Below are 26126 nucleotides of genomic sequence, written 5' to 3'. Positions count from 1 at the left end.
GTGGCCATGCAGCATACGGTTGCACCGGTCGGCATCGTCCACTCCTGTTTCAAGGAGAAGTTCGCCATCCCGCGCCAGCCGCAACTGGCGCCAGCCGCCCGTGGGGTGCTCGAGCTGCTACCGCCGTTCGATCAGGGCGATGCGGTGGCTGGGCTGGAGCAGGTCAGCCATGTCTGGTTACTGTTCTTGTTTCACCAGGCACTGGAAGACAAGCCGCGCCTGAAAGTGCGCCCGCCACGCCTGGGCGGCAACAAGAGCATGGGCGTATTCGCCACCCGCGCCACCCACCGCCCCAACGGCATCGGCCAGTCGGTGGTGCGCCTGGAGGGCGTGGAGCCAGGGCGCCTGCTGCTGTCCGGGATCGACCTGCTGGACGGCACGCCGGTACTGGACATCAAACCGTATGTCCCCTACGCCGACAGCGTTGCCGGGGCAAGCAACCTGATGGCCAGTGATGCGCCGGCCGCGATTGCCGTTGGCTGGAACGACAGTGCCCTGCCCCAGGCCCAGGCGCATGGGTTGCGCCTTGGCGAGCCATTGGTGGAACTGATCGAGCAATGCCTGGCACAGGACCCGCGCCCGGCCTATCAGGTACCCCCGCCCGAGCGGGTGTACGGGGTGAAGTTCTGGGACGTGCAGGTGCGCTGGCATTACCCGCAACCGGATCAGATCCAGGTGCTGGAAGTCGTGCGGGAAGGCTGAAAAATCCCCGCCTTGCAGGCATAAAAAAACGCAGACCCGGGTCTGCGTTTTTTTGTTGCTGCGTTCGTCTTATTTCTCGACGAAGGCGCGCTCGATCAGGTAGTCACCTGGCTCACGCATGCGTGGGGAGACTTTCAGGCCGAAGCTGTCGAGCACTTCGCTGGTCTCGTCGAGCATGCTCGGGCTGCCGCAGATCATCGCGCGGTCATCCTCTGGGTTGATCGGTGGCAGGCCGATGTCGCTGAACAGCTTGCCGCTGCGCATCAGGTCGGTCAGACGACCCTGGTTTTCGAACGGCTCGCGGGTCACGGTCGGGTAGTAGATCAGCTTGTCACGGACCGACTCACCGAAGAACTCGTTCTGCGGCAGGTGCTCGGTGATGAATTCTTTGTAGGCCACTTCGTTGACGTAACGCACACCGTGAACCAGGATCACTTTTTCAAAGCGCTCGTAGGTTTCCGGGTCCTGGATGACGCTCATGAACGGCGCCAGGCCAGTGCCGGTGCTCAGCAGGTACAGGTGCTTGCCCGGTTTCAGGTCATCGAGGACCAGGGTACCGGTTGGCTTCTTGCTGATGATGATCTCGTCGCCTTCCTTCAGGTGCTGCAGCTGCGAGGTCAGCGGGCCGTCGGGGACCTTGATGCTGAAGAACTCCAGGTGCTCTTCCCAGTTCGGCGAAGCGATGGAATAGGCGCGCATGAGCGGACGGCCGTTGTCCTGTTGCAGGCCGATCATCACGAACTGACCGTTCTCGAAGCGCAGGCCCGGGTCGCGGGTGCACTTGAAGCTGAACAGGGTGTCGTTCCAGTGGTGCACACTGAGGACACGTTCGTGGTTCATGTTGCTCATCGATGGGGCTCCTGAAGAAAAACGCAGCGCGTAAGACGCGCAGTTGCGCGATAGTTTAGGGGCAGCCACAATATCTGTTAACTGAATTATCAAGATATGTGTTATCGGTTATATAGATATGCGATTTACACTTCGTCAGCTTCAGGTATTCGTCGCCGTGGCCCAGCACCAGAGTGTGTCGCGGGCGGCCAGCGTGCTCGCACTTTCGCAGTCGGCGGCGAGCACTTCCATCACCGAACTTGAGCGGCAATCGAGCTGCCAGCTGTTCGACCGTGCCGGCAAGCGCCTGGCGCTCAATGCCCTGGGCCATCAGTTGCTGCCCCAGGCCGTCGCCCTGCTCGACCAGGCCAAGGAAATCGAAGACTTGCTCAATGGCAAGTCCGGCTTCGGCTCGCTGGCGGTCGGCGCCACACTGACCATTGGCAACTACCTGGCCACCCTGCTGATCGGCAGCTTCATGCAGATACACCCGGAGAGCCAGGTGAAACTGCATGTGCAGAACACTGCACATATCGTGCACCAGGTCGCGCAATACGAAATTGATCTGGGTCTGATCGAAGGCGACTGCAACCACCCGGACCTGGAGGTGCAGCCGTGGGTCGAGGACGAGCTGGTGGTGTTCTGCGCACCGCAACATCCACTGGCTAAGGCCGGTCGCGCCGATGTCGAAGCCCTGTCGCAGGAGGCCTGGATCCTGCGCGAGCAGGGTTCCGGCACACGCCTGACGTTCGACCAGGCCATGCGCCATCAGCGCACCAGCCTGAACATCCGCCTGGAGCTGGAACACACCGAGGCGATCAAGCGTGCCGTGGAATCGGGCCTGGGTATCGGCTGCATTTCCCGCCTGGCCCTGCGCGATGCCTTCCGCCGCGGCAGCCTGGTACCGGTGGAGACGCCAGAGCTGGACCTGATGCGCCAGTTCTACTTCATCTGGCACAAGCAGAAATACCAGACCTCGGCGATGCGTGAATTCCTGGAGTTGTGCCGCAGCTTCACTGCGGGCTTTACCCGCAGTGACGAGATCGTCTTGCCGCCGATCGCTTAGAGCAGAATCACACCCCACACCAGCGCGACCATGGTCAGTGCCACCAGTTGTGCGGCGCTGCCCATGTCCTTGGCGTTCTTCGACAACGGGTGGCGCTCCAGCGAGATGCGGTCGATGGCTGCTTCCACTGCCGAGTTGAACAGCTCGACGATCAGGCCGAGCAGGCACACGGCAATCATGATTGCCCGCTCGGCACGACTGACCGGTAGCCAGAAGGCGATCGGGATCAGCAGCACGTTGAGCAGTACCAACTGGCGGAAGGCGGCCTCGCCCTTGAAGGCGGCGCGCAGGCCGTCCAGCGAGTAGCCGGCGGCGTTGAAGATGCGTTTCAGGCCGGTCTGGCCTTTGAATGGCGATGTCATGTGAGTCACTTCACAACAGAAAGGCCAGCAGACTAGTGTGGCACGGGTCAAAAAAGCGTGAATCCAGGCGCCTTCAGCTGCTGGCAACCGATTCAAGTTGTTGCAGCAACAGCGCAGCCTGAGTGCGGGTGCGCACGCCCAGCTTGCGGAAGATAGCGGTTACATGGGCCTTGATGGTCGCTTCCGACACACTCAGCTCATAGGCGATCTGCTTGTTCAGCAAGCCTTCGCAGACCATGGTCAGTACGCGGAACTGCTGTGGGGTGAGGCTGGCCAAGCCCTCGCTGGCGGCCTTGGCTTCGGCCGAGACATCGACCTTTTCGAAGGCTTGCGGTGGCCACCAGACCTCGCCATCGAGCACCTTTCTCACGGCATCCTGAATGACTTCAAGGCCGCTGGACTTCGGAATGAAGCCACTGGCACCGAACTCGCGGGACTTGACCACCACGGCGGCCTCTTCCTGCGCCGAGACCATCACCACCGGAATCTGCGGGTACTGGCCGCGCAGCAGGACCAGCCCGGAGAAGCCATAGGCTCCGGGCATGTTCAGGTCCAGCAGGACCAGGTCCCAGTCGGCCTTTTCGCTCAGGCGGGTTTCCAGTTCGGCGATGCTCGCCACTTCAACCAGGCGCACATCGGCGCCCAGGCCGAGGGTAACGGCCTGGCGCAGCGCGCTACGAAACAGCGGGTGGTCATCGGCTATCAGGATTTCGTATGTGGCCATCGATCTATGGATCCTGTTCTGTGCCAGGCGCATGCGAGGTAGTGAAGCGCCTGGCGGGGAATCGGCGCCAAGGATGCCGAGCACGGCCGGAGGTGGTCAAGCCAACTACCCTGCCGTCTCGCCCACCCTGGCTGCCAGCCCCGTCATTATGAACCAAAGTGAGACGTATGCCCCTTGGACTATAGGAAGGTATGCAAACGCTGGTGGGTGTCGTCCTGATCATCCAGTGGCAGGCGACGCTTGCCGCTAAGGTAATGCAGGCTGAACACGTCCAGGTAGGCATCCAGCGCCTGGGATGCCTGGCTGTCACCCGCCAGGTCCAGGCACATGGCCGCCACTTCGGCGGTACAGAAATGGTCGTCGCGCCTGGACCGACGCAGGCGATAGCGCGACATCTGCTCGGCTTGCAGGCTCAGCACCGGGAAGCGATCAAGATACGGGCTCTTGCGGAACATCTTGCGGGCTTCGGTCCAGGTGGCATCGAGCAGAATGAACAACGGGCGCTTGCCCGGTTCGCGCGCAACCTCGCTGACCACCCGCTCCTGGGCGACGAATTCGCCGGGAAAAACAATGTAGGGCTGCCACTGCGGGTCGTCGAGCAACGCCAGCAGGCCTTCGTCCACCGAGGTACGCAGCCAGCCGAAGGCGCTTGTGTCTTCGATCAGGTCGGCGATCAGCCAGCCCGTGTTGGTCGGTTTCAATGGCTCGGTGTCATGCATGATCAGGCACACGCCGGAGTCGGCCTGCACCGTGGGCTTCCACGCACACAGGCAGTGGGTGGCGATCACCCGGCAATCGGGGCAACGCTCGGCGCGTGAACCACGGGCAATGAAAGGTTTGTTGCTGCGTGCCAGGCGCTCGGCACGCAGGCGTGCTACCGCGTGGCTCATGCTGGCAAGCCTGTGGACGGGTTGTGACTGGACACTGCAGGGACTCGGAAGATGCAAAACGCCAGTCTACCAGAGCAGGCGCCATTTGGCCGTGCAGCGGAGCCAGCCGGTCCCTTATAATCGGCGCCATTGGCCACCGTGAATTTGCCTGCGATACAGCGGGTTTCATGGAACGCCCGCCGCCGGCGCATGTCAAAGCGCCAGTCATCGAACCAGGAGAGATTCATGCTGCGTCTTATCGTCCCGACCCTGAGCCTGTTGCTCACCCTGCCACTGGCAGCCCAGGCTGCCTCCAAGCAAGAGTTCGAGCTCAACAAGCTGCTGCAGAAGGTCGCCACGGAAAGCAGTGTCGGCACCCCACGCGCCATCAACGAAGACATTCTCGATCAGGGCTATACCGTTGAAGGCAAGGCGCTGGTCAACCACCTCAGCGTGCGTGCCGAGCATGCCGCACGCATGCAGCAGAACCCAGAGCAAGTCCGCAGCCAGCTAGGTGACAGCGTGTGCCGCAACAGTGGCTTCCGTAACCTGATGTCCAAAGGTGCGGTGATGGTCTATCGCTTCAGCGTGTACAAGACCAACCAACCGGTCATGGACCAGGCCTTCGATGCTGCCAGCTGCACCGCTGGCAACAAGAAGAAGTGACTAGATAACCCGCTCTCCCTCGGCGCGCTGCGGTTCTTCGTCGGCGCGCATCTCTGCCAGCAGCGCCTGCACATAGCGCGACTGGCACTCGAGTGCTGCCAGCCTGCGACGGCACTCCGCTTCCAGACTCACATGGTGATCCTGGGCTGCATTTTCCAGCTGCTGATAGAGCTGCCGGTCTACCTCGATGATCAAGCGATGCATACTGCCACCTCCTGCATCGACACGTTTCGCTTCTACAGTTAACCAAACCCTCGCCGAGGCTGGCCACACGCCGACGAGTGGCCATCGTGTTCGCACCGGCACGATCAGGTGCAACGGTCTAGATTGATAGCGAAGGCCCGAAAAACGACAAGCTGGACAGACACCCCTGTATCACTGCCTTGAAGGCCTACTGCAATGCTCGGGATGCACACTCGAGTCACGGCAGCCAGCGACACACGTAGTGTCGCGGCCGAGCCACACCATCGGCCCGGTCAGAGGTTTTGCTGCAGAAGGAGACGTTGAATGCCTTACCAATCGAATGAACACCTGTTCAATCACTTCAGTGACCACGGCATCGACCTGAGCAACATCGACCAGCAGTTGCAGCTGGTCGCGCCAGGCAGCCCCAACCTGCCGCTGTACCGCGACATGATGCTCACCGTCTTGCGCATGGCCCATGACGACAGCGACCGCTGGAGCGCCAAGATCACCCTGCAGGCCTTGCGCGAACTGGACCACTCGTTCCGCATGCTCCAGCGCTACCGGGGGCGACGCAAAGTCACCGTGTTCGGCTCGGCACGCACCCCCGTGGAACACCCGATGTACGCCCTGGCCCGTGAACTGGGGGCAACCCTCGCCCGCTCCGAGCTGATGGTCATTACCGGAGCTGGCGGCGGCATCATGGCGGCGGCCCACGAAGGCGCCGGCAGTGACCATAGCCTGGGCTTCAACATCACCCTGCCTTTCGAGCAGCACGCCAATGCCACGGTGGATGGCACCGACAAGCTGCTGCCCTTCCACTTCTTCTTCATTCGCAAGCTGTTCTTCGTCAAGGAAGCCGATGCACTGGTGCTTTGCCCCGGTGGCTTCGGCACCCTGGATGAAGCACTTGAAGTGCTGACACTGATCCAGACCGGCAAGAGCCCACTGGTGCCAGTGGTACTGCTGGACTCACCAGGCGGCACCTTCTGGCGCGATTGCCTGGCGTTCATCAGCCGCCAGCTCGAAGAAAACCGCTACATCCTGCCCAGCGACCTGAAGCTGCTGCGTTTGGTGCACAGCGCCGACGAGGCCGTGGAGGAAATCAACCAGTTCTACAGCAACTACCACTCCAGCCGCTGGCTTAAAAACCAGTTCGTGATCCGCATGCACCATCGGCTCAGCGAGGCTGCACTGCATGACATACAGGAGGGGTTTGCCGACTTGCGCCTGAGTGGCCGGTACCACCAGCAAGCGGACAGCGGTGCCGAACACGAGGTGGGCAACTTCAGCCATCTGACGCGGCTGACGTTTGCCTTCAATGGCCGTGATCAGGGACGACTGCGGGAACTGGTCGACTTCATCAACTTGCCGGAAAACTGGGCCAAACCAGAACCGATGCATACCACCCAGCGGGCTCGGGAGGCGTTGAAGGTCAGCTGAAGGGCCATTTTCGTGATAAAGCAAATGGCCTCATCGCTGGTGTGCCGGCGATGAGGCCATTTGACTAGTAATCATCCAGATCCCGGCCACTGAGCAGCCTGCCGATCATGTCCATGGGGAAACCGCGGTAGGCAAGGAACCGGGTCTGCTGGGCGCGACTTCGTGGCTCCTGGGGGCGTTGCCCAGCGAATTTGCGCTGCCAGGTATCCCGCAACAGCGCCGCCCAATCCACTTCGCTTTCACGCAGGGCCTGCTCGATATCACTTCGGTTCAGCCCGCGCTGGCCAAGTTCCTCGCGAATACGCGCAGGACCATAGCCGGCACTGGAACGGTATCGGATGAAACTTTCGAGATAACGGGCTTCGCTAAGCAGCCCTTCTTCGGCGAGCCGATCGAGCGCGGGCTCGATCAGTTCATCCGGGGCACCGCGCTGACGCAACTTGCGCGTCAGCTCGACACGACCATGCTCGCGGCGCGCGAGCAGGTCCATGGCTGTCCGCCTGACGGCGACGGGGGTGTCGAGTACGGCGGACATACCAGCTGCTATCAATAACCGGCGTCGGCGTCTGCCATGTCGTCGGCATCGGCTTCAGCGGCTGCAGCCTTGCCAGCTTCGGCAACAGCGCCAGCCTTGAGCAGCTTCTCGCGAATCTGCTTCTCGATCTCGGCACCAATAGCCGGGTTCTCTGCCAGGTACTTGGCCGCGTTGGCCTTGCCCTGACCGATCTTGTTGCCCTGATAGGCGTACCAGGCACCGGACTTCTCCACCAAGCCTTGGGACACACCCAAGTCGATGATTTCGCCGTTGCGGTAGATGCCCTTGCCGTAAAGGATCTGGAACTCGGCCTGACGGAACGGTGGCGATACCTTGTTCTTGACGATCTTGACGCGGGTTTCGCTGCCGACCACTTCGTCGCCTTCCTTGACCGCGCCGGTGCGGCGGATGTCCAGGCGCACCGAGGCGTAGAACTTCAGGGCGTTACCACCGGTGGTGGTTTCCGGGCTACCGAACATTACGCCGATCTTCATGCGGATCTGGTTGATGAAGATGACCAGGCAGTTGGCGTTCTTGATGTTACCGGTGATCTTGCGCAGCGCCTGGGACATCAGACGGGCCTGCAGGCCGACGTGCATGTCGCCCATTTCGCCTTCGATCTCGGCCTTCGGCACCAGTGCAGCCACGGAGTCGACGATGATCACGTCAACAGCGTTGGAGCGCACCAGCATGTCGGTGATTTCCAGGGCCTGTTCGCCGGTGTCCGGCTGCGAGACCAGCAGGTCGTCGACGTTGACGCCCAGCTTGCCGGCGTATTCAGGGTCGAGGGCGTGTTCGGCGTCGACGAAGGCGCAGGTTGCGCCGTTCTTCTGGGCTTCGGCGATGACCGACAGGGTCAGCGTGGTTTTACCCGAGGATTCCGGGCCGTAGATTTCAACGATACGGCCTTTTGGCAGACCGCCGATGCCGAGTGCGATGTCCAGGCCCAGGGAGCCGGTGGAAATGGCCGGGATGCCTTGGCGCTCGTGGTCGCCCATGCGCATGACCGCGCCTTTGCCGAATTGGCGTTCGATTTGACCCAGGGCCGCAGCCAAGGCGCGCTTCTTGTTGTCGTCCATTGAAATCCTCACGTGTTCGACTTGGCCCTGACGGCCGGAATACCTGTATAAGTAGCCAGTATTATTCCACAGGCAAGCGCGCGAGCAAACCCCTGTCGTCGATTTACTCGGCACCAAGCTGTAACAAGCCGTCTAACGCGGCGATCACCGTCTGTCGGCGCACCGCTTCGCGGTCACCGTCGAAGTGCCGGCGCTCACTGCAGACGTGGCTGCCATCGGCCCAGGCGAGCCACACGGTCCCCACCGGTTTGGCCGGCGAACCGCCGTCCGGCCCGGCCACGCCACTGACGGCCACGGCAAAGCGTGCAGCGCTGGCGGCCTGGGCCCCACGGGCCATGGCCTCGACCACCTCCTGGCTGACCGCGCCAACCTCGGCGAAGAGCGCCTCGGGGACGTTCAGCTGGCGGGTTTTCTGGGCATTGGAATAGGTCACGTAACCGGCTTCGAACCAGGCCGAGCTGCCGGGCACACGGGTGATGGCCTCGGCGATGCCACCGCCGGTGCAGGATTCGGCGGTGGTTACCTGGGCGTTGAAGCGGCGCAGGTGTTCGCCGAGGCGGGTGGAGAGGACGGTGATCAGGTCCATGGGTGGGTTCCTTGAGCGGGTGGGGACACCGTAGCATCTGCTGAGAGGGAGTGGGATGGGCAGAATTCTACGGCGCCATGTTTTAGTCTGGCGTGCACCCTGGATGCATGCCCCGCACCTCCCGTACATAATCCTGACAAGCCCGCAACGCAATCAACCCCCGGTCCCCTTCATCGGTAATGGCGATAATTCGTCGAGCATGCGCTGGCTCAAGCCCGGCGCGTACGGTTGCATGATCCACGCTGCCGGCGCTGGCGGCGGCAGGCACTGCGTTACAGACGGTTTCGCGCTCGACCAGGACCGACAGGCGCAGATCGGCAGTAGCAAGACGATCACGCAGGCGAGCCTGAGACTGTTGCGCATCGGAAAGCTCCTTGTAATGACGGGTTTCACTTTGTTCCAGACGTTGCTCAAGTGCCCGGCGCTGCCCGCGTTCGGCGAGCAGCCGGGCAGCCTCGGCAGCGGCCTGTGCTTGCGCCAGCTGCGCCAGTAGCCGCCCGTAGCGCCAGCCCTGCACTTGCCAGGCCAGCGCTGCGGACAACATCAACAGCAATACACCAAGGCCAAGCTGCATTCGGCTCAACACAACACCTCGCGCGCACGTGCCCAAAGCTTGAGACGATCCTCCAGCCCATTGAGCCCACCATTGATATGACGCGTGATGCGGTTGAACTCACCGCGGTCAGCCAAGGCATTAAGCCCACGCGAATGCCAGAACCACGCCGCCGACTCGCAGGCCCAGCGCGGTTGTTCGAGCAATTGCGGTTGCGCCAGCAGGCGCTCGTCGCCAAACAGTGCGCGGCTGCAGGCCTGGTAGTTGTTGCGCCCGGTCACCTGGATCAGGCCGCGCCCGCAGTACAGCTGGCCATCGCCATCGGCCTGCGGCGTATTGCCCAGGCGCAAGGCCAGGTTGCCGGTGTCGTAGCGTGCCAGGTAGCGGTCACTGCCCAGCTCCTTCACGTAACGGAACTGGCCGGACTCATGGCCGACCTGGGCGATGAACGCCGCCACCCGCTTGGGGTTGTCGATTTCCCAGCGCGGCAGGGTGACGTTCAGTGCCGAAAGAAAAACGCCCGCAACGGGGCGGGCGTTCGGCAAAATCTGTAGCAATTGCATTTCAGTGAGCATGTCTGCACTCCTTCCCTGTATCGTCCTTCAAGCCTTGATCGCGGCCTGTCGACGGGGCGCTGCCCCCTTGGCCTGTACCTTGCCCGCCTTGCCGCCATTGCCCTGCACCGTGGTGCGCCAGCCCGAGGCGGTGAACACCTGTTCCACCGAATCGATCTGGTATTGCCCGTCGAGGCCATCGACAAAGCCCTGCAGGTGGATGCTGCGCTCGGCGAACAGATCGGTACGCCCCGGCAGGTCCAGGCGCACCTGGGCAGTATCGCGGTTGAAACTGGCCAGACGCGCCTTGGCCGCCTGCTCGGCGGCAGCGCGGTTGGGGTAGAGGTGACGGTCGGTATGCACCGGCCGCTGGCCGTCAACAGCCTCAGCGTTGACCCACTCGACGGTCTTCGACTCACCACCGGCAACGTCTTGATAACGGGTGCGCACGGCTTTGCGCGCCGCTTTGTCATCCAGCCGGAAATGCCACTGGCTGACCTCGTTGCGGGCGATGCCGACCATGCCCAGGGGTTTGCCGCTGGCGCTCTGCCCGGCCTGGCGCGGCAGCACCAGCAATTGCCCATCGGCGAGCTTGGCGGTGCAGTCGTACTGGCGGGCCAGGCGCGTGATGAAATTGAAATCCGATTCGTTGTACTGATCGACCCGCGGCACCTGCACAAGCACCGGGCAGACCATCTGCCAGCCATTACGCGCGCCGATTTCGGCGACGATGCGCTGCAGCGGCACAGCCTCCCAGCTGCCACTGCGAATGGTCCTGCCACTGCCGCGCAGGTCACTGGCCTTGCCGCGAATTACCAAGGTATCGGGCGGGCCGGACAGTTCGACCTCATCGACGGTATAACGCCCCAGCCGGGTCAGCGGCTGGCCGGCGTATCCCAGATGCACCTCGATCAGCGCACCGCGCGCCGGCAACGCCACAACGCCGTCACGGGCGTCAATGCGCAGCTCGAAATCATCCGACTCCATGCCTGGTTTGTCGGTGGTGCGCAGCAGCAACAGGCGGTCATTGATCAGCGCAGTAATGTCCTTGCCATCGGCCTGGATGCGAAATACGGGTTGCATGGCATCAGTCCCACAACTGCACGGCGTTGGCCGAGTCCAGCGCCAGCGTCGGCAAGCGGAGCGTCACACCGCTGCGAAACGGCTGGGCCTCGTCGGCCAGCCCCTGGTTGGCTTGCAACACTGCCTCGACGCTGCCGTCGAGGTGCCCGTAATAGTGGTGACAGAGGGTATCGAGCACATCGCCCTCAGACGTTTTGCAGGTCTTGTCCATAGCTGACGAACTCCAGTGAGAAACCTTGTTTGCGGGGAATGCCGCCGGCCAGCAAGGCGCCCTGCTCTTCCTCGATGCTGGTCAGGCACCAGGTGCCGAGCACTTCACCGTAACCTGTGGTCAGCGACAGCGGCAGCAGCTGGCGACCGATGCCGCGCAGCGCCTGCAACTGGCCCAATCCGCCCTTGAAGCCAGGGAAGATCGCACCACGAATGCTGATGCTTTCTTCGCCCAGGCTCACCGCCTGTTGGGCGTTTTCGCGGCTCAAGCGCTCTTGCCCGGCCCAGCGAAACCGCGTTTGCCGGCGCAGCTGGTCGAAGGCGGCGGTATCGAGGTTGAAGTAGTACGGCGCAGCGTTGGCCTTGAGCGGCTGCAGTACCAGCAGGTGCGGGAACGGCTTGATCGCTTCTGCCGCCGGGGTAACCTGCGGCGCAAAGCCAAAGGTCGAGAGCACACCGTTGGCGACCGAGCGCACATCGCCGATCACCCGCCGAATGGCCGCTCCAGCTTTGCCCAGGTGTTCGGCGAAGGCGTCGACGCGGTCACGCACCTTGCGCACTACATCGAGGGTCTGGTCATACTTGGCAATCACCTTGTCGACGCGCTGCTTGGCCGAATCAATGGCGCGCATCGTGCGTTGCAGGCGCCTGCCGATTTCCGGGCCGATCCATGGCAGGGCTTCGAGTTCGCTGGCCGCCTCCTTGGCATGGCCAACCGCCTGGTTCATCGGGTCGAGCATGGCGTCGGCACGCCGACGCCCCTCCTCGCCCGCCTTGACCAGTGCATGCAGGCCGCCTTGCAACTGTTCCAGGTAGGTCATGGGTCCTCCTCATGGCTGTGGTTGATCGGCCATCTGCACCGAACGCGCCTGGCGCATCAAGTCGTCAAGCACGCGGCGGGCGATGGCTTCCAGTTGTTGCAGGGTGGTCGGGTCGTCGAAGCTGTTGTTGAAGGTCACCGGCATGTTGGCGGTGAAGGTGAATTGCTGGTTGATGGTGGGCGGCGCCGCAGCCTGCGGTTGTTGTGCCGAGGACGCAGGTGGCGCGGCAGCACCTGCGCTCCGCGCAGGACGGGTTGCCCGGACGGACGAGCTGTCAGCGTCCGAGCTTGCTGCAGGCATATCGCCACCAATGACAGATACCGCGCTTTTACCAAGCCAGCCACCGGCGAGTTCACCCGCAGTACCGCCCAGCACACCACCACCAAAGCGCCCCAGCAACCCGCCCACTGCGGCACCAACCACGGTCCCTATACCCGGGAGCACCATCGAGCCAATCACGCTACCAAGGGCAGCCCCCCCCATCCCGCCCACCGAAGAGCCTGCCAAGCTGCCGCCGAGCCCACCGACAGCCTGGCCATAACCCTCCAGCTTCTGTGCGGACGTGCCATCACCCTGGTAGGTGTCGACCACCTGCAACGAAGTGTCCAGCACCGCAGCCACCGGGACACGGTCGTATAGCTTTCCAACCGTTGGTGGCAGCTTGCCTGCTCCGTTCAAAGACAAGGCAGACACAATCAAGGATTCGGACTGGCCCTCGGCCGGTGGAGAAACTTCAACGTCTTCTGACGGGGGCTCCTTGTCCTCAGTGAACCAATTGAACAACTTACCGCCGGCCCTTTCTCCCGCAGCCTCGCCAATCACACCACCCGTTTTTGCCCAACGCTCTTGCCTGGCCTCGTCCTGCTTTTTCTCTTCTTCCTTTTGCGCCGCCTGCTTCTTCTGCGCTTCATGCCGCGAGGTGGCTTGAGCTTTGCGCTGGTTCTTTGACTGGTTCCATTTTTTACTTGTGTTCCCTGGTTTTTTGCCGGCGCCGATAGCTTTGCCCATCGCCTTGCTTTTGCCTTTGAAAAGCATCGCGCCCATCGAGCCCAGCATGCGGCCACCGACGTCGCCGATCGCAGCGCCGCTAGCACGCGCCAAATCTTCACCGTCTTCGGCAGCGATCACGGCCTGGGCGAACTTGCCCAATGTCTCGGCACGGTTCTCCCGCCACTCCTTCAAGCCACGCTCGCGTATCGCTCGTTTTCTTTCCGGCGACTGTTGGTGGTAGGCACGAACAGACTTGACCCCAAGCCCCAGAGTGCCGAGGCCTGCAGCGGCAGCCGCAATGCCTTTGGCAGAAACATACGAGGAGTCATCGGCATCCGCCTTTGGCGCCTGCGAAGGTGCTTGCACCTTGCGCGATGCGGCTACTCCTTGCCCTTGCACGACTGCATGCAATTGCTGGAAAACATTGACCGTCATCTGGCCAGGCAGTGGCTTGAGCCGCGCCAGCCCCTTGATGACCTGATCCAGCATCAAGTAGTGCTGACGCAAACGCTCGACAGCCTCTGCCTCATCCCCCAACCGGGCGATCTGGTCTTCGTGTTGCTGCTCCTGGTCCAACGCCAGCTGGCGTTCGACCTGGCGTACCTTGCCGAGCTCCAACCCCAGGCGGATCACCTCGCCGATAAGCCGGCCCAGCCGGGTGCCGTCGGCCTGCCTGCGCAGGCGTTCGACATCCCGGCGCAACTGCTCGATGGCAAGGCCCAAGGGGTTGATGACGGTGACGCCGAGCCCGAGGGTGAACACCTGTGTGTTCGCCATAGGTTCCTCCTTGTCACGGTGCGAGCCACCAGACCAAGTCGCCGTACGACATGGTCATGATTTCGCTCGCGGAAAAGTTCAGCTCCTTGGCCAGCCGCTTGGCTGCGGCCTTCTGCCGGGCCGGGTCAAAGTTCGTCGTCCTGCACCAGGCGAAAATAGCCGCTTTGCAGGCGGCCATAATCCTTCAGGGCAAGGCCTTCGAGGTCCTTGATACCAACCTCGGCCAGCGACGCGAACAGGTTCAGCTCACGCTGCTCGTCATCAGCGGCACCACCGGCCTGGGCATTGCGGATATCGCGCACAGTCGGTGCCCGCAGCGTCAGGCTGTCGACCTGCACGCCGTTGGCTTCGCAGGGGCGCGACAAGCGCACGGTGACGCGGTCGGCACTGAGGGTCAGCCATTGCGGCTGCTTTTTCGCTTGAGCCATGGTCGCCTCCTTACAGGCCGAGCGCAGCGCGCTGGGCGGCCAGCTGGTCGACGCCATCGATCACGCGCTTCATGCCCAGCGCGTCGATCTCGTAGATCAGGCGGCCATCGACTTCGAGCTTGTAGTAGGTCAGGCCGACACTGTGCTTGATCTCGGCCTTGTCGCCGGACTTCCAGTCGCCCATGTCGATTTCCTTCAGGGTGCCACGCAGGGTGACCACCACCGGGTTGATCTTGCCCTTCAGGCCCTTGAAGGCGCCGCGGAAAGTACCGTTGAAGCCGCTGCCATCGGCCAGGCCGAAGAATTTCAGTGCTTCACGGCGCACGCCAGTGGTGGTGAACGCGGCCTCCTGTTTCTCCATGCCCAGGTCCATCTCGACCGGCATGTCCATGCCGCCGGGGCGGTGTTCTTCCATCTTCAGGGTGAGTTTGGGCAGGGTCAGGCTGGGTACATCGCCCTGGAAGCTGACGCCATCGACGAACAGGTTCAGGTTGGCCAGGGTTTCGGGAATCATTGCCATGTGGATGCGCTCCTTAAGCGGCGGAATCGAGGACTTCGGTCAGCCACTGGTTAGTGACTTCAACGCGGAAATTGGGGTTTTCGGCAGGCGGCACGTCGGTGAAGCGGATGTTCCAGTACACCTTGCCCTGCTCGAGCTGGCTGGCCGTGTTCAGCTCCGGGTCGGCGAAGACCTCGAAGTTGATGATTGCGCCCTGGTTCTTCAGGTCGCGCATGAAGGCTTGCAGGCCTTCGGTGACGTCTTTGACGTAGGTGGCGGTGATGGCGCGGTCGACGGCCCACTTGTGGCCGTAGAGGATCGCGTCCATGACGATGTCCATGGTCCGCACACGGGTGACGAAGGCCCATTTCGGGTCACTGGACAGGGTGCGGTTACCCCACAGGCGGAAGCCGTCGTCGCGGATGATGGTGGCAATGTTGGCGTTGTTCAGCAGGTTGGCGCGGCAGCTGTCGTCGCCATCGAGGAACTCCACCGGGCGGACGGTGCCGGTGATGCCGACGAACTCCTTGTTCGACGGCGAGGCCCAGAAGCCGTATTCGCTGTCGGTCCAGGCAAACAGGCCGGCGACCCAGGCCGAGCCTGGCGCGTCGACGGTGGCTTCCTCGCCGTTGTCGAAGTACTGCACGCCTGGGTCAACCAGGAAGGCGCGCTTGGCACCGAAGTTCTTGGCGTAGTCCAGGGCTGCCTCGTCGGTGGTGTTGGGGCCGTCGATGATGGCGATGCCGCGGAGCTTGTCGGCCAGGGCAACCAGCGCGGTACCCACTGCTTGGATGGCGCTGTGACGTGGTGCAGCCAGCAGCCGCGGTTGGGCATTGAAACGGCTCTTGCCGTCGAGCAGCGCCTGCAGGCCGGTGCGTTTGCCATCGGCCTGAACGCTGCCGATGATCGCGGCGGTTTGCTCGGCGGCATCTTCGAGCTTGGCTACACCGCAGGCGACGATGACCGCCTTGGCGCGGGTGTAGATGGCGCGGCAGGCCTTGGTGATGGCGGCGTTTTCGCCAAAGGCGGCGACGGCTTCACGTTCGCTGGTGATCAGCACCAGGTCGTTGGCCTTGGCCGTGACACCAGCACCTTCGGTGAAGGTGTCGACCAGGCCGATGATCGAGGAAGAAGGTAGTGCGATGCTGCGGGCGCCGGTGTCTACGTTGGTCACGGTGACGCCGTGGAAGAATCCACTCATGTAGGTTTACTCCAGGTTCAGGTATGAAAAGGCCCTGCGGGTGCAGGGCCTGGAAGGGTATTGAAAGAAAACAAGACGCCACGTCTGTACGGGGCGTTTTCAAATATACAAATCGATCCAGTCAGGCGGCTTCGGTCGAGCATGCCGATCAGGAAAGCGCTCGTCTTTAGGCCAGTCACGTAACTGCTGGAGATAGTTCAGAAGTTCGAGAAACTGCACATCGCCTAAGGTGGTCGGCCGCCCCAGATCCTGCTCGTCTCGATGACGATCTCGCAGCCATTGGTTAAGTGTCAGTTCCCCGTCTCGCCAACTGCGCTCAACTGTCGCTTTGTCATCAGTTGACTCGACCTGCTCCGTGAATAGTGCATTCGCGAAACGCCAACCCGGTTTTACCTGCGTAGGGCACGAACGCCATTTGAAGTCAGGGTGATATCGGCCTTCGGGGTCAATTTCGGTTACTTCTAGCACAACCTCGTTTTGTACTAATGCCCACATGTTTGCACCTCAATACGTAATGAATACACAGCCCGCAGCACCTGCCTGAGAGCGAGTTACAGTTCTGCCTCCACCGCCCATGCCAGGCTGGCTGAGAATTGAGATATCGTAGGCAGCAAATATGCTTTCACCGCCGCCTCCTTGGCCGCCCCAATTCGAGCTTCCTCCCGAACTTCGTACAGGAGGAAAACCCGAGCCCAGCGAGGCATTGAAGTCACCACCTACCCCTTGCCCACCCGGTGCGCCAACGTTCATTCCTCCGGCTGTTCCACCAGTGGCGGAACAGAACGCGCCAAACGACGAGGATCCACCGCCGACTCCGCTTTCATTTTCGCCCACAACAGCAGTGCCTCCGGCACCGACGGTAATTGCGATAACGCTACCCGGCGTCACAGCGCACAAGCGCTTGCTAATGCCGCCGCCACCGCCTCCACCTGGACCGATGACGGGGGAGTCCCTGCCTCCAAATGCACCGCTGGCGCCGCCACCTCGTACCTCTACTTCAACTTTGTGTACGCCGTCAGGAACTGTCCACTGATAGACGCCAGCGGTTCCGAAACGCACTTGGCTACGAAATGGCAGGTTGATACTGGTGTTGATGATCTGCCATTCAGTCCAGCCGTTTGCGTTCTGCATGACGCGGATGGCATGAATGGGCGTCGCACCAGTGGACAACCCTCCAGTAATTCGTTGCACCAAGTAGTTTGATGCGCCAAAACCTTCAACCACCACACTGTAGCGAGCCGCCGTCGACCATCCTCTGGGAAGATTGGTCAAATCGATCATGGGCGTCAGATAATTACCGGGAACGACATACTGATTGAGGTTTGCCTCAGTACTCAAATAGCCCTTACCAAGCCCGAAAGAGCCGACCACTGCCATTGCGCCATCGCTTATATCTGTTGGCGAAAGTTGCTTGGGTGTATTTCCGCTCGACCATAACTGCGCCCAGCTGCTCCAATGAGTGGTATTACCGATCCGGCTTCGGATGAACGTCAACGGCTCACCACTTGTTAGCGTGTCCCAGAGTTGGGTCGCTGCAACAGTGCTCGCTCGGTGAATGTGCATGATCTGGCCTGAGACAAGCACTTGCCCTGTAACTGGATGCTTCGGCTTGGTACCGGCAGTACCCTCACCAACGACATAAAAACCGCTGGCGGCAACGTCATCAATGTTTGTAACAGCCGCAGAGGGTGCGCCAATACCGAAAAGAGCCATTGCCGAGCGGACAAACGCCGTGGTGGCAATGGACGTATCATTATCGGTGGCTGCAGCCGTTGGGGCTTTAGGGTCACCAGTGAACGACGGACTGGCCAATGCAGCTTTCGTTGCCAGCTCATTCGTCATGGTGGTCGCAAAATTCGGGTCATTCCCTAACGCGGTAGCCAACTCATTCAAGGTATCGAGTGTGCCTGGAGCAGACGCAATCAGGTTGGCTACAGCGGTCATTACAAATGCCGTATTCGCCAGCTGCGTGTTACTCGTTCCGGGATTGGCTGTTGGTGCAGTAGGAAGCCCGGTCAGTGCAGGACTTGCTAGCGGTGCTTTCAAAGAAAGCGATTGGTCGATCTGGGTCTTGGTGTAAACATCGGTCAAGCCATATCCGGCGACAGTATTAGGATTACTTGCTGCGACCACTCGTCCATAAGTATCGACAGTCACACTGCGGTAGGTTCCAGCAGCTACTGCGGTGCGCCCAAAAGCCATGGCGAAGCTCAGCGCGGTAACGCCCAAGGTGATGGGCCCGTCGGTGGTGAGTTGCCAGGCACTATCGCCATTGGCAGTACCCTTTTCTACCAACACCAACAACCCCGGTGTTACTTTGGCATCGGTATCGGCATCGCCACTGCGATTCCATGCCCCCACAGCAACCTGATAGATCCCATTGTCCTTTGCTGCAGTCTGGTTCTTTACCAAGACTCGCACGCCGGCCGTCAGCAAAACACCATCGACCGTCTGCAAACCAGTCAATGAGAGACTTGCCGTAGTAGCAACCAGCACAGAATGCTTGAAGTCCTGCCTGGCCAACTCTTCGGTAACCCACTCCCGAGTAGCCAGCACCACCGCCGGATCAATCTTCAGCTGCACATTACTGGCACTGCTCACCACCAGGTTCATCCGCACCACCTGGGTACGCCCCGAGCCCTGGCTCAACAACGGTTTATAGGTCGGCGCACAGTTGGCCACGGCGACCATGTCGCCATCGGCATCATAAAGCGCAATCTCGCGGATCCACTTGCCGCCGACATCCGCCGGAATGACCTGCTCGGCAATGATGATCGCGCTGTTCTTGTCATCCACCTTCAGCTGGTTCAACGGCGCGCGGCGCCATTCGTTGATCAGGCTGGTCTGGCTGGCGTTGGGGGTGGGGTCGCTGCCGTTGGCGTCGCCGACACCCATCTGGGTGATTTTCCAGGCAATGCCCAAGGCATCGGCATTGGCCTGTTTCGCCGCGCCCACATTGGTGAGGATGGCGTAGAACTGAGAAGTCTGGTCAACCATGTGCAATGTCCAAGGTATCGATTGTATGTTCACGGCCGCCCCGGCCTACAACGCCCATGACCTCGATGTCACGTGGCGTCAGCGGGTAGATGTCCAGTTCGTCGCCGTCCTGGATCGCGCAGCCGACATGAATGGCGCCTCGGCTTTCGAGGCTTATCACCAGCCCGGTCAGGTGGCGGCTGACTGGCCGGGCGTCATCGATCAGCGATGACAGTTCCTGGTAGGTGCTTTCGCTGATACCCGCATCGGAAACGCCGATCTTCAGGGCGAAGGTGCCCGCCTGTGCGGGCGGTGTGGCTTGCCACCACTCCTCCACCTCGATCAGGTAGCCGAATGGCTCCACCACACGCCTGAGCGCACCGAGGGTGCCTTTATGGGCGTGGACGAAGAACGCCGAGCGGATCACCGAACGCTTGATCTCGTCGCTCCAGCTGTCTTCCCAGCGGTCCACCGACCACGCCCAGGCCAGGTGATAAAGCAGGTGCGCGGGGCAGCTGTCCGGGCTGTAGAGCCGGCGCAGGCTGACTTTCAGGTCCTCATCGGCCGCCACTTCGATGGCCCGCTCCAGTGCGCTGCGGTTGAGCGGCAACAAGCTCTGCATGTCAGCCACCCCGCTTGAGGGTGTAGCCCGTGCACCAGGCTGCCTGAGCCTTGGTCGGGCGGATGTCGGCCCAGCCGCTCAACTCGACCCGGCTGACACCGTCGATATGCAGCTGCGCATCGATGCCCGAGCGGGCCACTTCCACGCCCAGGCGACGCCGGGGGTTGATCCAGGACTCGAGACGGCGCTGGCACTCGGTGAGAATCGCCTCGTACTCAGGACCGCTGTCGGCCAGGTACAACACAGCATCGATGCGATAAGGCAGAATTTCGGCGCTGCGCACATTGACCCGATCAGCGACCGGACGAACATCGTCATCATTAAGGTACGTGGCTACCTGCGCCAGCAGCTCGGCACTGGCCTGGCCATTGCCTTCCAGGCCCAGCACGGTGACATCCACCACGGCCGGCGACGGGCTTTCAGCGGTGGCGTCAGCCACCTGCCCTGAAGCGTTGCGGGCATGCAGGATGTAACTGTTGCGTGGGCCGGCAGTGGTCAGACCTTCGTAGACCAGTTGTACCCGCTCACGCAGGGCATCGTCCGCCTCCAGCAAGGCCTCGACGGGCGGGACGCTGGCCAGGTCCTCGGCCTGGATCACCAAGCGCTGCAGGCTGACATTGGCCGCCAACTGGTCCAGGTCACTGCCCTGGGCGTAGGCCAGCAGCAACGCCTTGGCGGCATCGTTGATGCGGGCCCGGTTGAGCAGCTTGCGGTAGGCGCCGACTTCCAGCAGCTTGGTGACCGGGTCGCTCTCCAGATTGGCGGTCCAGGCGTCGCCCAGGTAAGCGCGGAAGGTGTCCAGATCGGCCTGATAGAGGGCTTCGTAGTCGAGGTCCTCCAGCAGCGGAGGTGCTGGCAGTTGTGACAGGTCGACCTGGCTCATACGCTCACCTCCACCATGGCTTCGTCGCCCAGATAGCGGCCACTCAAGGCCAGGCTGACCTGGCCGTGGAGCACGGCGACGACCTTGACCCGCTCCAGTTGCAACCGTGGCTCCCAACGGCCCAGTGCGCGCGCCACTTCGGCCTGCACGGCACTCTTCCAGCCTTCGTTGACCGGCAAGTCGACGAAGCGTCGCAACTGGCTGCCGTATTCCGGGCGCATGCGGCGGCTGCCCAGCGGGGTGCTGAGGATGTCTTCGATGGACTGGCGCAAATGATCGATGCCGGAAAGCGGCTGGCCGCTGCGGCGGTCCATGCCGATCATGGTGCACCGCCCTGTTCATGGGTATGCATGGCATTCTCCTGATATGAAAAAGCCCGCATGCGCGGGCTTGATTCAATGTTTGTGGTTGGCCGTGTTGCCGGCGGTGTCGATGATCCGCCCACCGCCGTTGATGTCGCCGCTGACCTGCAGCGGGCCGTCGACCGTGACCTTGCCAGTGAGGTTGATCGCCACCGCCTGCAGGCTGATCGCAGCCTCGCTGACCTGCACGGTGCTGGCGCCGACCTTGATGGTCGCGCTGCCACCAGGCAGCTGGATGTCGTAGTGGCTGGCCTGCCAGTCATAGCTGAGCGATCCGCCATCGGCAAAACGCCAGACCTCGGCATGCTCGCGGGCGTCCGGCGCACTGCCGGCATTGCCATACAGGCCGGGCAGGAACGTGCCTTGGGCCGGCTCGCCGCTGGGGCTGAACAGCACGCCCTGCTCGCCCAGGCTGGGGGCTCGCCAGTGCCGCGCCTGGCCGGCTGCCTGGGCGTGCCAGCGCAGCCAGGCGCTGGTCCAGCCGCTGCCATCGGACACCCGCACCCGGGCGGCGACAAGGTCCACCGCCACCACCCGGCAGGGGATGACCAGGCACGCCAGCATGCGGTCATGCATGGCGCTGACGTAGCTCATGACAGGTCCTCGGGGGCGATGTACTGCGCCTCGTTACCCAAACCGATATCGGGCGCAAAACCCAACACCAGGCTACCGGGTGGCTGGTCCGGCCAGTTCCAGCGCGCCTCGCCAAGCAGCACCGGCTGGTCCCAGCGCACGGTCCAGGCGCTGCCCTCGAACTGCGCCTGCACGTTGCGGCTGGCCTCGACGAAGTCCAGTGCCCAATGCTGCTGGCGCAGCAGGTCCATCAGTTGTGCGGCGAGCAGGCTGCCCTGCAGCCGCGCTTCGGGGTTGGCGCTGTCGGCGGTGATGTCCGCCTCGAAGGTGGCGATCAACACCGAGCGACCATCGCGCGGTGCGGCATCCGCCGTCATTTGCACGATGCCGTGGCGCAGCGCCGGTCGTTCAGGGGCATTTCCTACAGCGGTATAAGCATCGACCGATGCCAGTTCCGGCATCGCCTCACGAATGGTTGCGGTCACGGCCGCATGCAAAGTGGCCAGTTCGCTCATGCATATTCTCCTTATCGCTCGTCGGCCTGCGTGCTGTCGCGCAAGCCCAGGCGCCGGATCGCCCAGCGTTCGTACAGGCGCATGGCGACATCGGCGCCACCAACCGCAGTCATGCAGCCAAATGCACTGGCCGCCCAGATCGACAGGCCACCGGCATACAGCAGCATCACCGTCGACACGCCGCAGACCATGCAGGCCCCGGAGCGCAGCGCCAGCCGTCGCAGCAGCGACCAGCCCGTGGCACCGGCCTTGTCAGCCCGCCACATCTCGCCGCTCAGGCCGCCCAGCAATGCCAGGACGATTACCAGCCAGAGCGGCATTTCCAGCAACGCTTGTTGCTCGTTCGTCACGGTCCTGTCTCCTGTGTAATGCCTGTTGGCGAGGGCCAACAGACGGGTTATGGATGCTCATCTTCAAAAGCCTCGGCATTCCAAAAAGCCCGGCTCGCCAGGCTCTTCAGTAATGCGTTGTTGAACCGCCGGCCACGACTGGTGACGCCGCGCGGTTGCGCTACAAATTGGTGACTCCGACCGCGGCCGCCTGCCCGCCGGATAACTGTTCGTGGTGCTTTACGCTGCACACCCGGGCCAGTTGCCAACCCTCTGGACAGTTGAGGCCTGTCCATCGCTGCCTGTGTAACAACCGGTTTCCGTCCGGCTTGAGACACAGGCTATGCATTCATGCATATGCAGTCAATGCATTTCTTCAAATTTCTATGCATCTACTTTTGCTGATATGCATGCAGGCCATGCACTGCCTGCCTTGTAGGGATTTTCTGCAGGCGAAAAAAAACCCGCCGAAGCGGGTTTCTTTGGGAGGGGGTGGTCAGCGAGCGTACATGCCCCACCAGAACACATGGCCGAGCAGGCTGATCTGCTCGTCCTGCATCTGCTGGAAGCTGTAGTCCTCGTCGGGGTGTTCATCGCGGTTGAAACTGCGCAGGCGGATGCCGGTAGGCAGGCGATAGACCTGCTTCACCCGCAGTTGGCCGTTATGGTTGATGGCGTAGAGGTCACCATCGATGATGTCGCCAATCGTGCATTTGCCGGTGTTCACACCCACCGTCGCACCATCACGCAGCACCGGCAGCATGCTGTTGCCACGCACGGTCACACACTTGGCCTGGTCGAACTGCACGCCATTGTGGCGCAGGCTGCGCTTGCCGAAACGCAGCCGCGCACGCTCGCTCTCTTCGATGACGAATCTTCCTGATCCTGCTGCCAATTCGACCTCGCGTAGGAAAGGTACCGACACCTCGTCATCCTCGATGGGGGTTTCATCGTCCCACAGGCTGATGTCGCTGAGGTCCGCATGGCCATGGGCCGGCAGCGCGGCTTCGCGCGACTCGCCGAGCTCGGCGCGCCCGCGCAACTGCTCGGTGCTCACACCGAAGTAGTCGGCGATCTTCGACACGTGCTTATCGGAAGGGTCGACGATCTTGCCGCCGAGAATCCGCGACAGGGTGGATTGAGGGACGCCCGTGCGCCGGTACAGCTCCGTCGGGGACAGGCCGTGGCGGTCAAGCAGTTCTCTGAGTACGGTGGCTACGTTGCGTTTTTGCATAGCGTGCATAATGCAGGCATGCGCCGGCAAATGCAATGCACCTGGCTGCGCGCGCATGCCCCATGGCCCGCGCCTGCATCTGGTTGAAAAAGCCTGTACCATTGCCGGTTTCACAATCGCCAACCAGATCACCCGCTGTAAGGCCCTGAATGTCTGATCTTTCCGCACACACACCAATTGTGCTGGAGTATGAACAGGAAAAGGCGCCGAAGCCCCTAAAAATCGGGGCTTCGGCGCCTTTTTGCTATCTGGGGCAAGGTCATGCGCGGGCATAGATTGGCATGGAATGGCGTACGGTTTGCCCCATTTTTGCCCCAATGGGTAACCAATTTTGCCAACGTAGCCGAATGACTTATACTGTCTGTATGTACAGTATAAAATGATATCCCCATGACTTCTCACGTTCTTGATCGGCAACCGCTTCGCCTCAACCTGGACGAGGATCAGATCGAAGCAATCGGGTGGGTTATGGATCACTTGCCAATAAGCTTCAAGGGCGCTCATTGCCGCCCTGCCCGCGAGCTGCTGGGCTGGAGCATCGAAGACCTCAGCTCTGCATCCGGGGTATCTGCTCAGGCCATCCAGCAGCTTGAATGCGGCGCCCCCCTCAAAGAAGTGAGTATGCAAGCGCTGGCATTTGCGCTTGAGGCTGAGGGCTTAGTGTTTTTCCCAGGCCATTCACCACTCAGAGGCATGAACTGCCGGGGGGCAACGAAAGACCCACGCAAACGCAGGGACTATCACCTACTCGAGTAACCAGCTATGACCCAGCGCTACCTATTACCAAGCGGAGAACTGATACCCGGCCTGGTTCTACCAGCGGAGATCCAGCGACGCCTTCGCTTGCTGCTCGCATCGATCGAAGCTGCCAACAGCCCCGTAAATTGCTTGATTGCCCAAGCCAACGCGCATGGCGCCTGTCTCGGCTTGGACATGGGGCATGTTCTGCTGCGCGGTGACATCGAGCGTGTGGAGATTTTGGTCGACAACATCGCCAGTCAGCGTTTGGCCGAGCTGGCTGGCGACGCGCTGCTGTGACCCCATTCATAAACTAGGTTTCTGAAGCTACACAACCTAGGTTTCTGAAGCCACACAACCTAGGTTTCTGAAGCCACACAACCTAGGTTTCTGAAGCCACACAACCTAGGTTTCTGCAGTTACACAAATTAGGTTTCTGTAGTTACATAAATTAGGTTTCTGCAGTTACATAAATTAGGTTTCTGTAGTTACATAAATTAGGTTTCTGTAGTTACATAAATTAGGTTTCTGTAGTTACATAAATTAGGTTTCTGCAGTTACGTAAATTAGGTTTCTGTAGTACAAGTGGGGCTGCCGCCGTGGTACAAATCGAGGGACTTCTGTGGTACGCCCCATGCCGCCGCTGTAGTACAGCCCGCCTATAATGTGCGTATCCAACGCCCCGCCGTTTGGGCTGTGATTAAAGAGACGGTCCTTTAATCACAAGCGCACAAACGGGCAAACGAAATAACCATTGACAAAAACCAAACTTCCCCGGCTAAATCATCCCTCCTGATGTATTAACGCACTCGCCACCAAGTCGAGCGGACACACTCACGCTGGAGAAAGGTATGCACACTATCAATTTGATCATCACTCTCTGCATTGAAGTTGTGCGCTTACTCCAATACATGCAATTAGAAAAGCTGCTGCAGCTCTGAGGGTTGCCAGTTCATGATCACGAGTTCTCCAGTCACCTCCGCCTTGCACTGCCGCTGGTTCGTGTTGGTGTAGCGGATATCCAGGTACTCGAAGTGGAAGCCGTCGAAGGCGCGCCGGATGTCCGGGTGATCGTTAATGCTGACCATCACCTTGCCTTTGCAGCGGCGCATGAAATCGGCCATGCGCTCGTACTCCTCGAAGGGGAAGTCCACGCCGTAGCCAGCGGTCTGCCAATACGGCGGGTCCATGTAGAAGAACGTGTGCGCTCGATCGTAACGCTCGGCGCAGGCGAGCCAGGACAGGTTTTCGACGTAGGTGCCAGCGAGTCGCTGCCATGCAGCTGAAAGGTTTTCCTCGATGCGCAGCAGGTTGATGGCCGGCCCTGTGGTGGCGGTGCCGAATGTCTGCCCGGTGACTTTGCCCCCGAATGCGTGCTGCTGCAAGTAGAAGAACCTCGCGGCACGCTGGATATCGGTCAGGGTCTCCGGGCGCGTCATCTTCTGCCACTCGAAGATCTGGCGGGAGCTGAGCGCCCACTTGAACTGGCGGACGAACTCCTCCAGGTGGTTCTGCACAACGCGATAAAGGGTGACCAGGTCACCGTTGAGATCGTTCAGCACCTCCACCGGAGCCGGCTGGGGGCGCATGAAGTACAACGCGGCACCGCCGGCGAAGACTTCGACATAGCATTCATGAGGGGGAAAGAGAGGGATCAAGCGGTCGGCCAGGCGGCGTTTGCCACCCATCCAGGGGATGATTGGAGAGGTCATAGGTATGCAAGTCTTTACTGTAT

32 protein-coding genes and 1 pseudogene are annotated in these 26126 nt (G+C 61.4%); 6 read left to right on the top strand and 27 right to left on the bottom strand.

What is annotated here, in order from left to right; genetic code table 11:
- Positions 1-6 precede the first annotated feature (6 nt).
- Positions 7-702 (top strand): tRNA (N6-threonylcarbamoyladenosine(37)-N6)-methyltransferase TrmO, encoded by a 696-nt coding sequence (gene tsaA / locus F6X59_RS11985; protein ID WP_152956427.1) that lies wholly within the window; start codon positions 7-9, stop codon positions 700-702.
- 69 nt (positions 703-771) lie between these two features.
- Here the strand turns inward: tsaA and fpr are convergent, their stop codons facing one another.
- Complete coding sequence (gene fpr, locus F6X59_RS11980; RefSeq protein WP_110637249.1) at positions 772-1551, bottom strand: ferredoxin-NADP reductase; 780 nt, start codon at positions 1549-1551, stop codon at positions 772-774.
- A gap of 118 nt (positions 1552-1669) precedes the next feature.
- On the opposite strand from fpr, the gene finR reads away from it, so the two are divergent.
- Positions 1670-2596 (top strand): LysR family transcriptional regulator FinR, encoded by a 927-nt coding sequence (gene finR / locus F6X59_RS11975; protein ID WP_152956426.1) that lies wholly within the window; start codon positions 1670-1672, stop codon positions 2594-2596.
- Here the strand turns inward: finR and F6X59_RS11970 are convergent.
- From F6X59_RS11970 to F6X59_RS11960, 3 genes are all read right to left on the bottom strand, one after another.
- Positions 2593-2958, bottom strand: coding sequence for a diacylglycerol kinase (locus F6X59_RS11970; protein WP_010952700.1), 366 nt, complete (start codon positions 2956-2958; stop codon positions 2593-2595). The two genes, finR and F6X59_RS11970, sit on opposite strands and share 4 nt — an antisense overlap.
- A 73-nt stretch (positions 2959-3031) precedes the next feature.
- Entirely contained in the window at positions 3032-3682 is a 651-nt protein-coding gene (erdR, locus tag F6X59_RS11965) for a response regulator transcription factor ErdR (protein WP_152956425.1), read from the bottom strand.
- A 179-nt stretch (positions 3683-3861) separates the two neighbouring features.
- Positions 3862-4572: a tRNA-uridine aminocarboxypropyltransferase gene (locus F6X59_RS11960; protein WP_152956424.1), complete on the bottom strand. Its 711-nt coding sequence runs from the start codon at positions 4570-4572 to the stop codon at positions 3862-3864.
- 225 nt (positions 4573-4797) lie between these two features.
- Here F6X59_RS11960 and F6X59_RS11955 point away from each other — a divergent pair, with 225 nt between their 5' ends.
- Positions 4798-5217, top strand: coding sequence for a quorum-sensing-regulated virulence factor family protein (locus F6X59_RS11955; RefSeq protein ID WP_152956423.1), 420 nt, complete (start codon positions 4798-4800; stop codon positions 5215-5217).
- On the opposite strand, the gene F6X59_RS11950 is transcribed toward F6X59_RS11955, so the two are convergent.
- The gene (locus F6X59_RS11950) at positions 5218-5421 is read right to left on the bottom strand and encodes a hypothetical protein (protein ID WP_152956422.1); all 204 of its coding nucleotides are present in this window, start codon (positions 5419-5421) and stop codon (positions 5218-5220) included.
- A 303-nt stretch (positions 5422-5724) separates the two neighbouring features.
- Between F6X59_RS11950 and F6X59_RS11945 the strand changes: the two genes are divergently transcribed.
- Positions 5725-6843, top strand: coding sequence for an LOG family protein (locus F6X59_RS11945; protein ID WP_152956421.1), 1119 nt, complete (start codon positions 5725-5727; stop codon positions 6841-6843).
- Between the two features lie 64 nt (positions 6844-6907).
- Here the strand turns inward: F6X59_RS11945 and recX are convergent, their stop codons facing one another.
- The 21 genes and pseudogenes from recX to F6X59_RS11840 form a co-directional block, all read right to left on the bottom strand.
- Complete coding sequence (recX, locus tag F6X59_RS11940) at positions 6908-7378, bottom strand: recombination regulator RecX (RefSeq protein WP_152956420.1); 471 nt, start codon at positions 7376-7378, stop codon at positions 6908-6910.
- An 11-nt stretch (positions 7379-7389) separates the two neighbouring features.
- Positions 7390-8457, bottom strand: coding sequence for a recombinase RecA (recA, locus tag F6X59_RS11935; RefSeq protein WP_054883434.1), 1068 nt, complete (start codon positions 8455-8457; stop codon positions 7390-7392).
- A 103-nt stretch (positions 8458-8560) separates the two neighbouring features.
- A complete protein-coding gene (locus F6X59_RS11930; RefSeq protein WP_152956419.1) occupies positions 8561-9043 on the bottom strand; it encodes a CinA family protein in 483 nt (160 codons plus the stop codon).
- Between the two features lie 82 nt (positions 9044-9125).
- Complete coding sequence (locus F6X59_RS28650) at positions 9126-9617, bottom strand: lysis system i-spanin subunit Rz (protein WP_152956443.1); 492 nt, start codon at positions 9615-9617, stop codon at positions 9126-9128.
- Between the two features lie 5 nt (positions 9618-9622).
- Complete coding sequence (locus F6X59_RS11920) at positions 9623-10171, bottom strand: glycoside hydrolase family 19 protein (protein ID WP_152956418.1); 549 nt, start codon at positions 10169-10171, stop codon at positions 9623-9625.
- A gap of 27 nt (positions 10172-10198) precedes the next feature.
- Positions 10199-11233, bottom strand: a complete 1035-nt coding sequence (locus F6X59_RS11915) for a phage late control D family protein (protein WP_152956417.1) — start codon at positions 11231-11233, stop codon at positions 10199-10201.
- Positions 11234-11237: 4 nt separating this feature from the next.
- Complete coding sequence (locus F6X59_RS11910) at positions 11238-11444, bottom strand: tail protein X (RefSeq protein WP_152956416.1); 207 nt, start codon at positions 11442-11444, stop codon at positions 11238-11240.
- Positions 11419-12264, bottom strand: coding sequence for a phage tail protein (locus tag F6X59_RS11905; protein ID WP_152956415.1), 846 nt, complete (start codon positions 12262-12264; stop codon positions 11419-11421). The genes F6X59_RS11910 and F6X59_RS11905 overlap by 26 nt, the downstream gene beginning before the upstream one ends.
- Positions 12265-12273: 9 nt before the next feature.
- The gene (locus tag F6X59_RS11900) at positions 12274-14031 is read right to left on the bottom strand and encodes a hypothetical protein (protein ID WP_152956414.1); all 1758 of its coding nucleotides are present in this window, start codon (positions 14029-14031) and stop codon (positions 12274-12276) included.
- 125 nt (positions 14032-14156) lie between these two features.
- On the bottom strand, positions 14157-14459 hold the full coding sequence (locus F6X59_RS11895) for a phage tail assembly protein (RefSeq protein ID WP_152956413.1): 303 nt from the start codon (positions 14457-14459) through the stop codon (positions 14157-14159).
- Positions 14460-14469: 10 nt separating this feature from the next.
- The gene (locus F6X59_RS11890) at positions 14470-14979 is read right to left on the bottom strand and encodes a phage major tail tube protein (protein WP_027920000.1); all 510 of its coding nucleotides are present in this window, start codon (positions 14977-14979) and stop codon (positions 14470-14472) included.
- A gap of 13 nt (positions 14980-14992) precedes the next feature.
- Entirely contained in the window at positions 14993-16159 is a 1167-nt protein-coding gene (locus F6X59_RS11885; protein WP_152956412.1) for a phage tail sheath family protein, read from the bottom strand.
- Positions 16160-16258: 99 nt separating this feature from the next.
- Complete coding sequence (locus F6X59_RS11880; RefSeq protein WP_152956411.1) at positions 16259-16654, bottom strand: phage tail assembly chaperone; 396 nt, start codon at positions 16652-16654, stop codon at positions 16259-16261.
- Between the two features lie 1434 nt (positions 16655-18088).
- Positions 18089-19156: pseudogene (locus F6X59_RS28645) on the bottom strand (phage tail protein); the annotation flags it as partial.
- Positions 19149-19757 carry a phage tail protein I gene (locus F6X59_RS11870; protein WP_152956410.1) on the bottom strand — a complete coding sequence of 203 codons (609 nt, stop codon included), beginning with the start codon at positions 19755-19757 and terminating at the stop codon, positions 19149-19151. The pseudogene F6X59_RS28645 and the gene F6X59_RS11870, both read right to left, overlap by 8 nt.
- Before the next feature lies 1 nt (position 19758).
- Complete coding sequence (locus tag F6X59_RS11865; RefSeq protein ID WP_152956409.1) at positions 19759-20640, bottom strand: baseplate J/gp47 family protein; 882 nt, start codon at positions 20638-20640, stop codon at positions 19759-19761.
- Positions 20637-20963 (bottom strand): GPW/gp25 family protein, encoded by a 327-nt coding sequence (locus tag F6X59_RS11860; RefSeq protein WP_152956408.1) that lies wholly within the window; start codon positions 20961-20963, stop codon positions 20637-20639. Before F6X59_RS11860 ends, F6X59_RS11865 begins: the two co-directional genes overlap by 4 nt.
- Positions 20964-21035: 72 nt before the next feature.
- Positions 21036-21596, bottom strand: coding sequence for a phage baseplate assembly protein V (locus F6X59_RS11855; RefSeq protein ID WP_152956407.1), 561 nt, complete (start codon positions 21594-21596; stop codon positions 21036-21038).
- Positions 21593-22090 (bottom strand): hypothetical protein, encoded by a 498-nt coding sequence (locus F6X59_RS11850; RefSeq protein WP_152956406.1) that lies wholly within the window; start codon positions 22088-22090, stop codon positions 21593-21595. Before F6X59_RS11850 ends, F6X59_RS11855 begins: the two co-directional genes overlap by 4 nt.
- A gap of 11 nt (positions 22091-22101) precedes the next feature.
- The gene (locus F6X59_RS11845; protein ID WP_060479503.1) at positions 22102-22440 is read right to left on the bottom strand and encodes a phage holin family protein; all 339 of its coding nucleotides are present in this window, start codon (positions 22438-22440) and stop codon (positions 22102-22104) included.
- Between the two features lie 475 nt (positions 22441-22915).
- On the bottom strand, positions 22916-23662 hold the full coding sequence (locus tag F6X59_RS11840) for a S24 family peptidase (RefSeq protein WP_152956405.1): 747 nt from the start codon (positions 23660-23662) through the stop codon (positions 22916-22918).
- Between the two features lie 381 nt (positions 23663-24043).
- On the opposite strand from F6X59_RS11840, the gene F6X59_RS11835 reads away from it, so the two are divergent.
- On the top strand, positions 24044-24409 hold the full coding sequence (locus F6X59_RS11835) for a helix-turn-helix domain-containing protein (protein WP_178120076.1): 366 nt from the start codon (positions 24044-24046) through the stop codon (positions 24407-24409).
- 6 nt (positions 24410-24415) lie between these two features.
- Entirely contained in the window at positions 24416-24691 is a 276-nt protein-coding gene (locus F6X59_RS11830; protein ID WP_152956404.1) for a hypothetical protein, read from the top strand.
- A gap of 617 nt (positions 24692-25308) precedes the next feature.
- On the opposite strand, the gene F6X59_RS11825 is transcribed toward F6X59_RS11830, so the two are convergent.
- Complete coding sequence (locus tag F6X59_RS11825) at positions 25309-26103, bottom strand: DNA adenine methylase (protein ID WP_152956403.1); 795 nt, start codon at positions 26101-26103, stop codon at positions 25309-25311.
- Positions 26104-26126 lie beyond the last annotated feature (23 nt).

Source organism: Pseudomonas sp. MN1F (assembly GCF_009391885.1).
Classification (GTDB): domain Bacteria; phylum Pseudomonadota; class Gammaproteobacteria; order Pseudomonadales; family Pseudomonadaceae; genus Aquipseudomonas.
This window is presented reverse-complemented; position numbering and strand designations above follow the sequence as displayed.

Excerpts from the sequence above, each read along its gene's own strand:
- F6X59_RS11825 (WP_152956403.1), bottom strand. The coding sequence starts at position 26,103 with ATGACCTCTCCAATCATCCCCTGGATGGGTGGCAAACGCCGCCTGGCC.
- F6X59_RS11915 (WP_152956417.1), bottom strand. The coding sequence starts at position 11,233 with ATGCAACCCGTATTTCGCATCCAGGCCGATGGCAAGGACATTACTGCG.
- F6X59_RS11920 (WP_152956418.1), bottom strand. The coding sequence starts at position 10,171 with ATGCTCACTGAAATGCAATTGCTACAGATTTTGCCGAACGCCCGCCCC.
- F6X59_RS11950 (WP_152956422.1), bottom strand. The coding sequence starts at position 5,421 with ATGCATCGCTTGATCATCGAGGTAGACCGGCAGCTCTATCAGCAGCTG.
- F6X59_RS11855 (WP_152956407.1), bottom strand. The coding sequence starts at position 21,596 with ATGAGCTACGTCAGCGCCATGCATGACCGCATGCTGGCGTGCCTGGTC.
- erdR (WP_152956425.1), bottom strand. The coding sequence starts at position 3,682 with ATGGCCACATACGAAATCCTGATAGCCGATGACCACCCGCTGTTTCGT.
- F6X59_RS11840 (WP_152956405.1), bottom strand. The coding sequence starts at position 23,662 with ATGCACGCTATGCAAAAACGCAACGTAGCCACCGTACTCAGAGAACTG.
- tsaA (WP_152956427.1), top strand. The coding sequence starts at position 7 with ATGCAGCATACGGTTGCACCGGTCGGCATCGTCCACTCCTGTTTCAAG.
- F6X59_RS11885 (WP_152956412.1), bottom strand. The coding sequence starts at position 16,159 with ATGAGTGGATTCTTCCACGGCGTCACCGTGACCAACGTAGACACCGGC.
- F6X59_RS11850 (WP_152956406.1), bottom strand. The coding sequence starts at position 22,090 with ATGAGCGAACTGGCCACTTTGCATGCGGCCGTGACCGCAACCATTCGT.
- F6X59_RS11955 (WP_152956423.1), top strand. The coding sequence starts at position 4,798 with ATGCTGCGTCTTATCGTCCCGACCCTGAGCCTGTTGCTCACCCTGCCA.
- F6X59_RS11860 (WP_152956408.1), bottom strand. The coding sequence starts at position 20,963 with ATGATCGGCATGGACCGCCGCAGCGGCCAGCCGCTTTCCGGCATCGAT.
- F6X59_RS11960 (WP_152956424.1), bottom strand. The coding sequence starts at position 4,572 with ATGAGCCACGCGGTAGCACGCCTGCGTGCCGAGCGCCTGGCACGCAGC.
- recA (WP_054883434.1), bottom strand. The coding sequence starts at position 8,457 with ATGGACGACAACAAGAAGCGCGCCTTGGCTGCGGCCCTGGGTCAAATC.
- F6X59_RS11870 (WP_152956410.1), bottom strand. The coding sequence starts at position 19,757 with ATGCAGAGCTTGTTGCCGCTCAACCGCAGCGCACTGGAGCGGGCCATC.
- F6X59_RS11895 (WP_152956413.1), bottom strand. The coding sequence starts at position 14,459 with ATGGCTCAAGCGAAAAAGCAGCCGCAATGGCTGACCCTCAGTGCCGAC.
- F6X59_RS11930 (WP_152956419.1), bottom strand. The coding sequence starts at position 9,043 with ATGGACCTGATCACCGTCCTCTCCACCCGCCTCGGCGAACACCTGCGC.
- F6X59_RS28650 (WP_152956443.1), bottom strand. The coding sequence starts at position 9,617 with ATGCAGCTTGGCCTTGGTGTATTGCTGTTGATGTTGTCCGCAGCGCTG.
- F6X59_RS11910 (WP_152956416.1), bottom strand. The coding sequence starts at position 11,444 with ATGGACAAGACCTGCAAAACGTCTGAGGGCGATGTGCTCGATACCCTC.
- fpr (WP_110637249.1), bottom strand. The coding sequence starts at position 1,551 with ATGAGCAACATGAACCACGAACGTGTCCTCAGTGTGCACCACTGGAAC.
- F6X59_RS11900 (WP_152956414.1), bottom strand. The coding sequence starts at position 14,031 with ATGGCGAACACACAGGTGTTCACCCTCGGGCTCGGCGTCACCGTCATC.
- recX (WP_152956420.1), bottom strand. The coding sequence starts at position 7,378 with ATGTCCGCCGTACTCGACACCCCCGTCGCCGTCAGGCGGACAGCCATG.
- F6X59_RS11905 (WP_152956415.1), bottom strand. The coding sequence starts at position 12,264 with ATGACCTACCTGGAACAGTTGCAAGGCGGCCTGCATGCACTGGTCAAG.
- F6X59_RS11970 (WP_010952700.1), bottom strand. The coding sequence starts at position 2,958 with ATGACATCGCCATTCAAAGGCCAGACCGGCCTGAAACGCATCTTCAAC.
- F6X59_RS11830 (WP_152956404.1), top strand. The coding sequence starts at position 24,416 with ATGACCCAGCGCTACCTATTACCAAGCGGAGAACTGATACCCGGCCTG.
- finR (WP_152956426.1), top strand. The coding sequence starts at position 1,670 with ATGCGATTTACACTTCGTCAGCTTCAGGTATTCGTCGCCGTGGCCCAG.
- F6X59_RS11865 (WP_152956409.1), bottom strand. The coding sequence starts at position 20,640 with ATGAGCCAGGTCGACCTGTCACAACTGCCAGCACCTCCGCTGCTGGAG.
- F6X59_RS11835 (WP_178120076.1), top strand. The coding sequence starts at position 24,044 with ATGACTTCTCACGTTCTTGATCGGCAACCGCTTCGCCTCAACCTGGAC.
- F6X59_RS11945 (WP_152956421.1), top strand. The coding sequence starts at position 5,725 with ATGCCTTACCAATCGAATGAACACCTGTTCAATCACTTCAGTGACCAC.
- F6X59_RS11880 (WP_152956411.1), bottom strand. The coding sequence starts at position 16,654 with ATGTGGGCATTAGTACAAAACGAGGTTGTGCTAGAAGTAACCGAAATT.
- F6X59_RS11890 (WP_027920000.1), bottom strand. The coding sequence starts at position 14,979 with ATGGCAATGATTCCCGAAACCCTGGCCAACCTGAACCTGTTCGTCGAT.